This window comes from Acaryochloris marina MBIC11017, from assembly GCF_000018105.1.
Taxonomy (GTDB): Bacteria; Cyanobacteriota; Cyanobacteriia; order Thermosynechococcales; family Thermosynechococcaceae; genus Acaryochloris; species Acaryochloris marina.
Map to the genome: position 1 here is coordinate 1,900,861 of NC_009925.1, position 13,203 is coordinate 1,914,063.

At 45.9% G+C, this 13,203-nt stretch carries 10 protein-coding genes; all 10 read right to left on the reverse strand.

Annotated features, from left to right (window positions below; genetic code table 11):
- Positions 1 to 43: 43 nt before the first annotated feature.
- The 10 genes from AM1_RS08505 to AM1_RS08540 all read right to left on the reverse strand — a co-directional run bounded on the left by AM1_RS08505 (position 44) and on the right by AM1_RS08540 (position 13,190).
- Positions 44 to 1,264 carry a glycosyltransferase gene (locus AM1_RS08505; RefSeq protein WP_012162426.1) on the reverse strand — a complete coding sequence of 407 codons (1,221 nt, stop codon included), beginning with the start codon at positions 1,262 to 1,264 and terminating at the stop codon, positions 44 to 46.
- A 24-nt stretch (positions 1,265 to 1,288) separates the two neighbouring features.
- Entirely contained in the window at positions 1,289 to 2,062 is a 774-nt protein-coding gene (locus AM1_RS08510; protein WP_041659417.1) for a class I SAM-dependent methyltransferase, read from the reverse strand.
- A gap of 8 nt (positions 2,063 to 2,070) precedes the next feature.
- Entirely contained in the window at positions 2,071 to 2,826 is a 756-nt protein-coding gene (locus AM1_RS08515; RefSeq protein WP_012162428.1) for a class I SAM-dependent methyltransferase, read from the reverse strand.
- 20 nt (positions 2,827 to 2,846) lie between these two features.
- Positions 2,847 to 4,355: a lipopolysaccharide biosynthesis protein gene (locus AM1_RS08520; protein ID WP_012162429.1), complete on the reverse strand. Its 1,509-nt coding sequence runs from the start codon at positions 4,353 to 4,355 to the stop codon at positions 2,847 to 2,849.
- Positions 4,356 to 4,389: 34 nt separating this feature from the next.
- A complete protein-coding gene (locus AM1_RS08525) occupies positions 4,390 to 6,681 on the reverse strand; it encodes a GumC family protein (protein WP_012162430.1) in 2,292 nt (763 codons plus the stop codon).
- Positions 6,682 to 6,691: 10 nt separating this feature from the next.
- On the reverse strand, positions 6,692 to 7,816 hold the full coding sequence (locus tag AM1_RS08530) for a glycosyltransferase (RefSeq protein WP_041659420.1): 1,125 nt from the start codon (positions 7,814 to 7,816) through the stop codon (positions 6,692 to 6,694).
- A gap of 456 nt (positions 7,817 to 8,272) precedes the next feature.
- Positions 8,273 to 10,087, reverse strand: a complete 1,815-nt coding sequence (locus tag AM1_RS08535; RefSeq protein ID WP_012162432.1) for an ABC transporter ATP-binding protein — start codon at positions 10,085 to 10,087, stop codon at positions 8,273 to 8,275.
- A 380-nt stretch (positions 10,088 to 10,467) separates the two neighbouring features.
- Positions 10,468 to 10,608 carry a hypothetical protein gene (locus tag AM1_RS42080; protein ID WP_012162433.1) on the reverse strand — a complete coding sequence of 47 codons (141 nt, stop codon included), beginning with the start codon at positions 10,606 to 10,608 and terminating at the stop codon, positions 10,468 to 10,470.
- 184 nt (positions 10,609 to 10,792) lie between these two features.
- On the reverse strand, positions 10,793 to 10,933 hold the full coding sequence (locus AM1_RS42085; RefSeq protein WP_012162434.1) for a hypothetical protein: 141 nt from the start codon (positions 10,931 to 10,933) through the stop codon (positions 10,793 to 10,795).
- Positions 10,934 to 11,219: 286 nt separating this feature from the next.
- On the reverse strand, positions 11,220 to 13,190 hold the full coding sequence (locus tag AM1_RS08540; protein WP_012162435.1) for a lasso peptide isopeptide bond-forming cyclase: 1,971 nt from the start codon (positions 13,188 to 13,190) through the stop codon (positions 11,220 to 11,222).
- Positions 13,191 to 13,203: the final 13 nt, after the last annotated feature.

A 13,203-nucleotide genomic window follows, 5' to 3' on the forward strand; every position in this document is an offset into this window, starting at 1 on the left:
AATAGATGAAATGCTTAATCAGGTTCAAACAGCATTCTTACATTTAATTGTAAATACGAATTAACTGTTGTGTGAGCTGGTTGATATTGAAGTGGGATTGAACATAAGCCCGTCCAGACTGTCCCATCTTGACCCAGCGTTCTGAGTGTTCGATGAGATAGATGAGTTTTTCTGCGATCGCATCCGGGTCTCGCTCCGGTAATAGAAAACCCGATACGTCATGTTCCACTAATTCAGGGATGCCGCTGTAATGGGTACTCACGACCGGTAATCCCATGGCCATGGCCTCCATCAACGCCACTGGAATTCCTTCTTGATCACCCTTTTGACCGGTCACACTGGGAGCCAGTAATAAATGAGTCTGATTTAAAATTTCAATAACTTCGTCTTGGGATTTCCATCCCACCAACTCAACCATAGAGCCGACATCTAGCTCTGTGATCAGTTGTTCGATGGAATCTCGTAAGGGGCCATCACCAACAATGGAATATTTAACTGGAGAAGCGCAATTTTTGAGTTGCGCAATCGCACGAATCCCGTACTCAACCCCTTTCTTTTCAACTAGGCGAGCCACGGTTGTGATCTGCACAGGCTCATCGCCTTGGATTTGCCTAGCAATCCACAAGAACTGATCACAGTCAATGCCCATATGATGCACCGTAATTTTATGAGCAGGGCACCCCAGCTCAATTAATCGATTTTGCCAGTAATGGCTGATGGGTAAGAACCGCTCACCTTTGCTAAAGAGCTGTCGATAAGCATCTACCCCCGCCTCAGTTAAATACTCAGTGATATCCCAAGCATGAAAGGTGGTGCACAGCTTACCCTGAACAGCGCCAATATCCCGCAGTTGTGATCCTAAGATGCCTAAATGTCCAAAATGACAATGCACTACATCATAGGTGGGGCGTTGTTTGAGAAACGGAATCACAGCATACAGCAACCGAAATGATAGGGCTTGCTTGCCATAGCGCCAGACATTTAGAGATCGAAAAATGAGGACAGGATCCGTCAAGCAGCCTTTGAGAACCAGCAGAAGTGCTTTCAAACTCCTTAAAAGGTAGTTTGTTGGCATCGGTGGATAGTACTGAGTGCAGTCCAAAAGCTGGTATGTTTCAACATCCGGATGAACTGTCGTCAAATTCTGAGGGCGACTGGCATATATATCTATCGTGTGTTGCTCATCAATAATATGAGTAATTTGATTCAGAATAAAAGTTTCTGATATGGATGGAAACGCTCCGACCAAAAAAGCAATTTTCATATAACCCTAAGCAAGAATAAATGACTATTGATTGAAGGGCTTTTTAATATATTTGTACTTCAGTATGGGCATTATCAGCTTATTTTTGGCTTTGATTCCATACCGTTTGACCTGTTCCTTGAAGCTAATCCGAGGAACTTCATCATAAGCTAAGTCTTTAGCCAGCACACAATGGACATACTGATTTTTTCGATCTAAGTCCGGGTAGCTAAAATACTGTAATTTGAAATTCCCATGGGCCGCCCACTGGATCAAATCACCAATTTCAATGGTTTCATCAATCACTTGTAGCTCATCCGGGTTATGCAGATGTAGATATCTCTGATATTCAGGACTAGGATAGGTCAAGACCACGACCGCATCCCCAGCCGTAACACGGCCTAAATTCGAAAAAAAGGTTTCATAGTGGTTTGGAGGAAGATGCTCAATCACATCCACCATCGACACTAGATCCACGGGCTTTTGGATAGTGTCTTCAATTTTTTTAAATTCATTGATAATATCAACCTTTAAAAAAGTGATGTTTTCATCTATCACTGTTTGTTGGGCATAGGCGATATTTTGATCGGCGATATCACAAGCCCAAACATGCCCAGTCTTAATCTTGGCCCCAATTTTTTCTGATACCAGCCCAATACCACACCCGATATCCAGGACCTTGCTATCCGGACGAGTATATTGCCCAATTAGCTCTACCGCTTTGTCGATTCGCGGGTTGCCATACAGGCGATAGCTCAACATCCGCGTATCGCGGAATTCATTGTAGTAATTTCTGACTTGTTCTACGTTGTTGGTCATCAAAGGTCCTATATTGATTTGCTTGAGTTGACAAGTGGCCGAGCCACAACTAGATAAACAGCGGAATTTTCTTGACGCTGTTCAGGGGAATAGGAACGATCTAAACAGCGAATAACCTGTTGCATCAATACAGCAAATACTCGTTTAAAGGGACTTCTTATCTTAGGAATTAAGGCATCTTGAATCAGGCAGGCTGAAGCGGCTGCAAATCCCAGTACTCCAGTGATCTCAACGACGTCCCAATGGCAGTCTGTCAACAGCTTGGTGAGACCTGCTCCAGTCCAGCGCCAATAATCCGTCGGTATAGGATGGTAGGGCCAATAGCCATGGGTAGATAACAGCAAGAGGCCGTTGGCTTTGCAAACTCGATGGGCTTCCGCTAAGTAAGCAGCGGGAGATTCGACATGTTCCAACACCTGGGTGGAAATCACTAACTCAACACTGTTGTCACCCAGGTCAACACTGCCAGTATCCGGATCAATGGCTAAATCAGCTAGAGAGTTACTCGCTAAGTCGGCCCCCAAATAGTTCTGGACCGTTGGGGTGAATAAACTACGATAAGGCATCGAGCCACAGCCCATATCGATCGCGGTTAAGTCATGATGCTGTTGATGGAGGGGTTGAACATGGTTCGCAATCGTTTGCTCAAGGGCCTGACGAAGCTTTACTAAAATGTAGTAGCGATCGCTGGTCCAGGATGGGTTGAGACGAGGTTCAACTTGATTGATCGTGTCGAGCGGATGGTCAGTTGAAGTTGGGGTCATATCCAGTCTCTGCATCTCCTTTATGCCGCCTTTAAATCAGACATTAATTGTTGCAGATCCCCTAAGATGCGCCTGCCCTTGGGAAGTGCGACTAAAGCCGTAAAAAAGCTGAAGACCGTCACGACAAACGCAACACAGCACCCCCAAAAAGGCTGAGGTTGAACAAAGTATCGTAGGGTTCCGAGGGCCAAGAGGGTCCAAATTGTCGCAAAGCCAAGGGGGGCAATAGTTACATAGAAGTCTTTCGTTTTGACGGGCCCCTGTCGCCCCACCACAAAAAATAATAAGGGCATCGTGATTCCTAGGGCGATACTGGAATAAGAGATAGCCACCCCCAGGGCCTGCCAGGGTAGGCCGACCCCAAACGAGAAAACGGTAATCGTCGAACTCAAAATGCCCCATCGGAATAAATCATCCGTTCGATCTTGGGTAATAAATAACCAGCCTACAGAATTGGCGATGGGCCGCATCAGCCCTGAAATTCCCAGTAATGCGAAGATGGCGCTGGCACCGAGCCACTGAGAGCCCAATAGCACCTGAATCAGCCAATCTGATGCCGAAATCATAAATAGGATAATCGGCAAGGTCAATAGCATGAGTTTTTCTAAGATGCGCAAATAGACTTGTCGATATCGATGCGGGTTGTCGACTAAGCGGCTGAGTACAGGAACAGCCACATTGGTGATCGGGGCGTTAATTTGGCTAATCGGCAACAGCAAAAGTTGATAGGCTTTAGCGTAGAGTCCTAATTGCTGGGAGCCCCAAAACTTACCAATTAAGACGTTGTCCAAATTGAGGGACAAGTAGTTCACAATACTGAAGCCAGTGATGTTACTGCCGAAGACCATTAGCGATCGCATCTCCGTATTCCAGGTGGGTAAACCCGGTACCCATCGACAGGCAATCCAAATGCCCAGCGTATTCACGCTAATCGTCACCAGGGAAAGGGCAATCAGTGACCAGTAGCCCCAACCTAACCCCACACATAGAAAGGCCGCACTCACCCCAGAGAGCTGGGCAAAAATATCGTTGAAAGCTAAGGCGTTGTATGACATCTGCCGCTGGAGTAGCGCCGTATGCTGTACCCCTAAGCCCCCCATCACAATGCCACCCGCTAAAGCAATGGTAATCAGGGTCAGTCTCGGCTCATTATAAAAGCCAGCGATCAAAGGTGAGAGGCAAGCGGCGAGGATCGCAACTCCTAAACTAAAGCTCACATTAATCCAGAACAGCGTACTGACCTGCTCATGATTAATGTCTTCTTTCTGAACCGTCGCCATGGATAGACCCAGATCTTTGAAGATCGTCACAAAGCCCATGACTGCGGTCACCATCCCCACTAAACCATAGTCATTCGGGGTTAAGAAACGCCCCAACACAACATTGGCCACAAGGGTCAGCGTAAACTTCAACCCTTGAGCCGTGATCGTGGTTGCACCACCTCGGACAGCGCGTTGCTTTAAATTACCTTGCAAATGCTTCGTACTGAAGAAAGCATCTGCAGTATGGTTAGACTTTCGAATACGCAAGGGTTCGGCCTGATGATTCGGTCGACAGACTCACTTAAGCTTTTAGGTAAGCATAATTTTTATGAGTGGGCGTAACGCCATTTGCCACGAGGCCAATCACATTTAATCTCTTGTGAGCAGAAATTGCTTTGGACAATTCTAATCGGGTGACTTGTTTCATTCGCCCCACCATCACAACACCATCGCACCCTAAACCGATGGGAATGGTATCGACAACGCCCAAAACTGGCGGACTATCAATCAAAATCAAGTCATAGTTATTTTCAAAAGCTTTAAGCACATCTTGCATCCGTTCTAAGCTCAGTAGCTTGACCGGATCGGCCGATAGCGGCCCCGCCGTTAGTACATCAATGCTGAGATCAGACGGAGGCAACGTTCCTGGATCCAGCTCAGACTCATCCCACCGCATATACACCCATTGTGGAGTGGTCTGCAGCTCTGCCAAGGTGACATTCCCATTGAGCAGGGTCGATAGTCCTTGGTGGTTATTCAAGTTAAACATATAGTGCAAGCTTGGATTCCGCAGATCCGCGTCAATCACAAGGACCCGTTGATCTAAGCGGGCAGCACTAATTGCTAGGCCTAGGGCCAAGGTCGACTTCCCTTCTCCAGCCCCAGCTGAAGTAATCATCAAGGTTTTGTAAGGATTTTTGGTTTGTAACAGCTGAATGTTGGTATAGATTAAATCCAAGGATTCTCGCAGGGGCTGCCATTGAAATAGTTCCGGAGTCGTAAAGGTGGGGCTTTGGGTTTCGGCCACCGGCAGAATGAGCGAGTCACGCAAGTCAGCGCTTGAAAGTTCAGGAATCGCTCCGAGTAAGGGCAAGGGAAACTGATTGCCCAAATCATCTGAGTTATGGAACTTATCATCCATCGCCTCGCGCACAAAGGCCGTGAGGCCCCCTAGAAATAGTCCCACCACTGCGCCCAACATTAAGTTACGACGGGCATTGGGGCTAATTTGCACTCCCAGTTGGGGGGCCTCGACCACTTGCCAATCAAAGCCACCTCGAGCAATCTCTAATCCCAGCTCTTGCCGAGCTTCTAGCAGCTTTTGCAACGTTCCTCGCCGAGTGGAAACTTCTGGTTGAAGGCGATTGAACTGGGCCAATAATTCAGGGTATTGCTTTAGTTCAGCTGTTAATTTCGCTTCGGTCTGAGCTAAGCTGCGATCGCGTGCTTGGAGACTCTGCAAGTTTTTCTGGAGCTCGCTCAACTGCCTAACGAGAGATAAATCATTGTCTCCAAACTGGCCTGCGTTGAGCTGATTTTCACTAGTGGGCAACTGGCCCGCATCTCCCCCCAATACACGACCGACTTCCTGCTCTAGGAGGGCCAATTGATCTCGGCGCTGATTGAGTAAGTTAAAAATGACGGGATGATCTTCTGTCAGAGTCTGACGTTTTTGTGCTAGCTCTAATTCCGTTTGCTGAATTTGATTCAACAGAGACTGATACCGAGTCGATTCACTTAACCGAGCCGAAGTTCGGGCTTGCTCAGGGGCTAGCTGAATCTGCCGCTGCACACTGGTATAGCTGGCATAGGTTTCCCGATATTGAGCATCTAATGCTTGTCGTTCGGTTTTGATCCGGTCTAAAGCCGCGGATGCCGTTTGGGCTTGAGTGGCAGGGTCAATCACATTGGTGCCACTGCGAAAAGTCTTGAGAGCCGCCTCTGCTTCCAAAACGCTGCGGCGAACCTCTGGCAATTGCTTATCAATAAATGCCAAACCTTTGGATAGACGGAGCTTCTGCTGTTCTAAATTGTAGAGTTGGTAGACCGCTAAAACCGTTTCTAAAATCTCTTGGGTTTTTTCAGGCTGAGTGCTGATATAAGTGGCTTTTAAGACTTTAGTCGCGACCTTGCCTTTACCTGTACTGTCTGGAGCATACACAGGACTAAAGGACAAGGATGACCGTAAATCCTCAATGGTGATATTCGGATATTCTGTTTGTAGGCGTTCAACAGCCCTAGACAGTACTTCCGACCCCGCCAACACCTGCAGTTGCGTTGTGAGATCCACTTGAACGTTTGGATCAGCAAACCGATTCTCCGCGGTCTTCGGCCCTAAACCATTGGGTTTGGACTGATAGTTAGACTCCACCAGCAGCTGCATCGTGCTTTGATACAGGGGCTGAGTTTTCAACGTTAAGAATATAGAACCGGCAATGGCACCGGCAAAGGCACCTAAAAACCAAAATTTCCGCCGGACTAAGATAGAAAGCAGATGTCCATAACCCCAGTCCTTATCAATGGTTTGGGCAATTAAAGCATCCTGTTGATGAGTAAGCTTATTAGGGGGTTTATATAAACTGCTTTCAGTCACAATCTGTATTTCAACTTATAGAAGGAACAAAAGAATTTTGATTAATGGGTTGGGTCGGATAAATTTGATTAATAACTTGATGAATTTTTTGAAAAAAGACGGGCTCAGAAAAGTGTGACAGGGCATGGTCACGAATATATTGATAGTCCCATTCGATCTGTTGAGATCGCACGAGCGCTGCCTGCAAGGATGAGGCAGTTTGTTGATGAAAAAACACACCTGTTTGACCTGGGACTTGGGTATCGATAACACCACCTGCACCAAAAGAAACCACAGGTGTTCCACTCGCATTCGCTTCGACGGGAACCAAACCATAATCTTCTAGTGCCGCCACGACCACCGCTTTAGCTTTAGACATCAAATGACAGCGTTCGGCATCAGAGATATACCCTAGAAACTCGACGTTTGACTTAGCACGTCGTTCCAAATGCTCCCGTTCTGGGCCATCTCCCATAATTTTTAACGGCCAACCTAACTGATTAAACGCATCAATAATAACGTCAACACGCTTATAGCCCAACAGTCGGGCAGATACCAAGAAAAAATCTTCTTTGTGGTCTGAAAAAGAGAATTTAGAATTATCAATTGGATAATTAACTACTATCGCTTGTTTACTATAAGTCGACTGGATACGGCGGGCGACTTCGGTAGAGTTAGCAATATATAGATCAGGTTCTTGGGCATAGGCAAGATCAGCCTTCCTCATCACCCGAAACATTTTCTCAATAAAAGGGTAGAGATGCTGATAATCCGCATACTCTCTCAAATAAGTTTGGGTATCCCAAAGAAAACGGGTGATGTTATGACAGAAGCAGATATGTTTGGCATCCGGCCGGGTTCGCACCGCTTTTGCAAAGCTGGTGCTACTGCTAATGATGAGGTCATATTTCTGTAAATCTAACGCCCTAAAAGCTGGATAATAGAAAGGAGCCAACAACCGAAAATACCGAGTAGCTCCGGGTAATTTTTGCAGAAGGGTTGTATGGACGAGGCGATCTCCCAACTCTATTGTTTGGTGAGGATCATAGAGGGAAGTGAATATATCTGCACTGGGGAAGTGACGACACAACAGCTCGAAAACCCGCTCAGCGCCTCCGCGTTGGGTCAGATAGTCATGAACTAGGGCAATCTTCATCATTTCGTTCGTACTTTAGCTGCTACTTCACCAGAACCCTTTGTTCAATTTTTAGAAATCCAACGGATGTGGAGGAATAGGCTCGACAATATCATGAGCTTGACGATACAACACTTCGTAAAAGGATACCTTAAACATTAGAACTCTTGCTTCATAAAGACTACAAAACCCCATTCAATAAGTAGCGCAGCTATTTCACTGGTCACCGCATGGGTTAACTACTTTGTGGACTTCAATCTCAATATTCATTGAGGAGAAGGAGGTAGTCATTCTAATTTTTTTTCAGCAATAGTCCCTCGCTTAAATCGTGAGGGGGAATAATGTTTGAAGATATTGGAAGTAAGTGAAAGTCTTGAGAAATTGGCTTAATTAGCCCACTTGCACCTCAGCAAGATCAGTATAGCGTGGCATTTTTCCCCTCGCCAGATAATTTAGAAAGTTTTTTACTATGATCGGTTATCGATAGTTCTGGGCTTGGGTTTCAAACATCGATGCATAGACCCCGTTGAGGTTCATCAACGTATGATGATTACCTTCCTCAATCATGTGACCTTGTGACATCACATAGATGTAGTCAGCCATCTTAACCGTTGACAATCGGTGACTAATCAAAATAGCGGACTGATCTTGAATGAGCTCTCGGAATTGTTGAAAAACCTCATATTCAGCTTTGGGGTCCATTGCACTGGTTGGCTCATCCAGAACAATCACTTGAGAATCCCTTAAGAAGGCACGAGCCAGAGCGATTTTTTGCCACTGGCCAATACTGAGTTCTTCTCCTTGATCAAACATCTTACCCAGAACGGTATCGTACCCTTGCGGTAAAGACTGGATGACTCGATCCGCTCCTGATAGTTGAGCCGCCGATCGAATCCGACGATCATCGGCTGGCCGCTCAATATTGCCTAACTGGATATTATCTCGGGCTGTGAAATGATATTTAGCATAGTCTTGAAAAATGACGCTGATATGGCTTTTTAGCTCAAGCTTACTAAAGCTTTTGAGATCGATGCCATCAATCGTGATACTTCCCTCAGTGGGATCATATAGTCGACAAAGTAGTTTAATGAGTGTCGTTTTTCCAGAGCCATTCTCGCCCACCAAGGCAATAACTTGTCCGGGCTGGAGCTTGAGTGACACATTGTGAATCGCTTTCCGTTTGGTCGTAGCATATTGAAAGCTAACATTATTGAAAACCACTCCAGTAGCCAACGTTTCTGGGAAAGGCTGCGGGCGTTCGGGTTCCAAGACTTTGGACTCTATATCTAAAAATTCGTATAGATTCGCGAGGAACAAATTATCCTCGTAAAGCCCCGATAGACTTCGTAACAACCCCCTCAGACTGTTTTGACCTTTTTGCAACGCTTGATAATAGAGGACTAAGTCTCCCAACTTGAGAACGCCTGCCAACGTTTGCTGGACCATATAGATAAAAATGGCAAAGACAAATAACCCTGCAATTACCTGAGCCCCAAAAAAGGCAAAGGATCGTTTAGAAACTATCCCTACTTTTTCCTTATAAATAAGTTCTCGTAGCTGGGCATACCGCTGTCTGAAATGCTCTCCTAGGTTGAATAATCGAATCTCTTTGGCGAACAAATCACTGGTTTGTAACCACCCCAAATACATTGCCTGCCGTTCTAGCTGAGTCCGACGGCGTTTCCAGTGGTACATTACCCCTGCAAATTTCATCCGCACCAATACAGTTGGAATTGCAGCCACAAACAGAATTCCGACAATACCCCAATGCAGGGCCAACAATAATCCCAACATTGCTAGTAATGAAATTGAACTTTGCCCTGCTAAGGCCAACCGATCCAAGATGCGGGGAGGCCGATAAGGCGCTTCTTGTTGGGCGCGCTGCAGAGCATCATAATATTGGGCATTTTCGTAATACTCTAAGTCAGCCGAAATCGATTTAGAGTGGATGATGCCCTGCATATAATCCGTGACTCGCTGAGCATGGGCAATGGTAACTAAATCTGATAGAGAGGCAAAGAGGGTCGTACTAATCGTCAAACAAGCGGCAACAACCAATAAAGGCACGATATCGTTGAGCGCGGCTGCTCGGTTCGAAAGTGCCAAACTAATCGTCACTTGATCGACAATTAGCTTAGTCATATAAATAGAAAATAAGGGTAGTATGCCCTGAATGATTACCAAGCCAATGCGTGCCAAAGTCCAGTTAGGACTGCTTTGCCAAACCAGTTTTAAAGCTGGGATGAAGTGCAAAGGGCGTTTAAATCTTGCTTTGATAAATCCAGTCAGCATAAATTGCCATTTGACAATGCGTAGTGCGAAACTATCCTAACCCTGTAAGCAAAGCTCAGCGAGGGAGAGGATCGATATAACCGCCCTTAAACAAAAGTCTGGGTTAAACGAATCTGCTATGCCGCTCATAAGTTCGAAACCTCAGAAAGACCAACCGACAGATTAAAAAGGCGAAGTCGAGTTCACCATAACTCAGCCCAAAAAGACTGCATCACATAAGCTAGGAGTCTTTTAGCAAAGCTCAAATCGTTAATATTTGGCATGCCCTACTATAGGAGGGTGCGATTTTTTCCGTTTTAGCTTAAACAAATAGAGCCAGCATTTGGAAGGCTGACTCTACTCGCTTCAATATTCAGTTGAACAATAACTGAAAAGGATGACTATGACGTTACATCATCAATATCACCAACGGGAATTGTCCCGAAAGGCACATCTGTAGCATTCAATGACGGTGAATTCTTAGTCATATCTTCTACGCTGCCGTACACCTTCAATTGGGGTGCACCATAGGTTCTTTTCATGGTCTTAGCTTACTCCTTACTTAATCTGTCGCTGTTTTAGCTTATGCAAGCATTTGCAAGTTAACAGCATCTAACTATAGTCAATTAGGTGTTTTACCCCCCAGGTCAGCTGTGAAACAATCCACGCTGGACCAGGACGCCCACATTCTAGCAACAATCAAAAATTAGTGACTGGATAAAATGACTAGGATGTAATGTCGTCGATATCTCCAGGAGGAATGGTTCCAAAGGGCACATCAATGGCATTGATTGATGGCGCATTCTTCGTCATATCTTCTACGCTTCCGTAGGTTCTGAGTTGAGGTGCGTCATAAAATTTTTTCATGGCTTTAGCTTGCTCCTTAAGTCATCTGCTTTTATCAGCTGTTCTGGTTTCCTTATATGGGTTGCCATACAAGTTGACAGCGTCTAATTAAATTAATTAGGTGTTTACCCCCCAGGTCAGCTGTGAAACAAGTTTCTAGCCGGACCTTGATACCGTTATTTGACATACTACCCAGTAGGCAAACTTGCCAAGCGGACATCAATTCAGCATACAAATCCAGTTAAGCTATTATAACTTCTCAAATATTTTGGGGACATTCCAATCCTTAAATATTCATTAGATTTGATTACTGTAGAGTAGATTCGGCAAAATTGACGCCTAGATTGGCTTGTTGTAGCCAAAGAGTCAAATTAACGGCAATCCAAATCAACAGTGTATCGTTAGCTTCAGCCTCTCCCCTTTGCCATCGCTGGACTAACTGAGTGAACTCGTGCATATCAATAAACGTCTCAATGGCATCGGGTGGATGATTGAGAACTTGATGAATTAGGTCCATACCGTACTTTTCTAGGGTATGGTCAAACGCTGTGCCCAAATTTCCTTTACCGGCACGCCATTGAATTTGAGGAGGAAGAATACCATCCAGTCCACGTCGGATAATTAATCGAGTCCAACCATTTTGCATCTTTTGTTCTTCTGGTAGAGAAACACAAAATTCCACTAACCGCTTATCCCAAAAGGGAAATCTCAATTCCACTTGGGAGGCAGCAGCTGTTCGATCCATCACTTCTAGGGTCGAAGAGACTAAGCCAGATGTAACGTCAACGATATGTTCGTGGCGCTGGGAAGGCTGTGCTCCAAAGCGCTGACGACGCAGGTGTTTATAACGCTGTAGCACGGATGCTCGATCAACAAAGTCTGGGGTGAGGGGGATGGCCCAGGGCCTGGCTGGAGTCACCTCGGACGTCTTCTGCTGCCCACGGAATTGCCAGCTTTTAACTTTACCTAAAATTTTGGTAATCTTTGTTTTTTTAAGGAGGGGATTGATGCCAAATTTACGGACATAGGACCGATACAAGGGCCATAAATCGTAACCAAAGCTTTGGCAAAACCCCCTCATCTCGCGCCATAACTTGAGCCACCGTCCTGCCTTGGCCAGAGTACGTAAATACCCAACACCATGAGATACCGCCTGATCACCATCAAAGCCATCCAATAACACCCTGACCGATTGGCTTTGAGCGATTTGATATAAGGCATGGGTTAAATGGGCGTTACAGGCAAATAAGGGTTCGTCTTGGATAGCTAGCATGTGCTGATAATCGGTCCAGGGGCTGAGTTGATCGCCCTGTACATACTGAGGCTCGATGGGTCGCTGATGAATCACGGCATTCATAAATTCCTGCTCATCAGATGCCGTAATTTCATTAAACACGGCGGAGAAAGTAGGGAATTTAGCGGTCTCTTGCGCCTCCTGTCTCAACTGGGCCGTCATACAGGTAATCGAGGAAGAATCAATTCCTCCACTTAACATTGTGCCGATGGAAAATGCACTTCTCAGGCGGCAGCGCACGGCTTCGGTGAAAATGGATTGAAACTGTTCCGCATAGGCTTGATCGGAGTCCAGCTGAAGTTCAAAGTCAGGATCGAGAGACCAATAGGCTGAGATGTCCAAACTGTTTTGGCTTACTGTCATCCGATGAGCAGGAGGAAGACGAACAATCTGCTCATAAAAAGTCATTTCTGCATCAAATAGCATCAGGGTCAGATAGTCGGCGACCCTGGTTTCATTGAGGGATTTAGGCACTTCCAGCAAATGAAACAGCGCTTTCATTTCGCTGGCAAAGGCAAAGACTTGTTCGGAGGCATAGTAAAAGAAGGGCTTGACTCCAAAATGATCGCGGGCGCAAAACAAATGCTGTTGAGTCTCATCCCAAAGGGCAAAGGCAAAATCACCTAAGAAATATTCGGGGCATTGTTCGCCCCATTTTTCGTAGGCAGCAAGAATGAGGGCGCTATCGGTAATCACTGCTGAGGGAGACTCTTTCAGACCCAGCTGGGTCATTAGGTCCACACGGTTATCAATTCGGGCGTCTGCCGTCAAGATTAAAGTTTGGGAAGCGTTGCTAAGGGGTAGCGTTTCAAACCGGGATTCTGGGGTGGTCTGTAATAAACAATGGCCTAAGCCAACCCTATCTTGACTCCATTCATTGGTTCCATCCGGTCCTCGATGGGATAGAGATTGGACCATTTGGTGCAAATAATCGCTCCCCTCAGGATGAGGGTGAGGATAGACAAAGCCAGTAATTGCGCTCATGGGGGCAGAAGGG

What these genes read in the sequence shown, in the direction of transcription:
- AM1_RS08505 (WP_012162426.1), bottom strand. Translation starts at nt 1,264, where the DNA reads ATGAAAATTGCTTTTTTGGTCGGAGCGTTTCCATCCATATCAGAAACT.
- AM1_RS08510 (WP_041659417.1), bottom strand. Translation starts at nt 2,062, where the DNA reads ATGACCAACAACGTAGAACAAGTCAGAAATTACTACAATGAATTCCGC.
- AM1_RS08515 (WP_012162428.1), bottom strand. Translation starts at nt 2,826, where the DNA reads ATGACCCCAACTTCAACTGACCATCCGCTCGACACGATCAATCAAGTT.
- AM1_RS08530 (WP_041659420.1), bottom strand. Translation starts at nt 7,816, where the DNA reads ATGAAGATTGCCCTAGTTCATGACTATCTGACCCAACGCGGAGGCGCT.
- AM1_RS08535 (WP_012162432.1), bottom strand. Translation starts at nt 10,087, where the DNA reads ATGCTGACTGGATTTATCAAAGCAAGATTTAAACGCCCTTTGCACTTC.
- AM1_RS42080 (WP_012162433.1), bottom strand. Translation starts at nt 10,608, where the DNA reads ATGAAAAGAACCTATGGTGCACCCCAATTGAAGGTGTACGGCAGCGTA.
- AM1_RS42085 (WP_012162434.1), bottom strand. Translation starts at nt 10,933, where the DNA reads ATGAAAAAATTTTATGACGCACCTCAACTCAGAACCTACGGAAGCGTA.
- AM1_RS08540 (WP_012162435.1), bottom strand. Translation starts at nt 13,190, where the DNA reads ATGAGCGCAATTACTGGCTTTGTCTATCCTCACCCTCATCCTGAGGGG.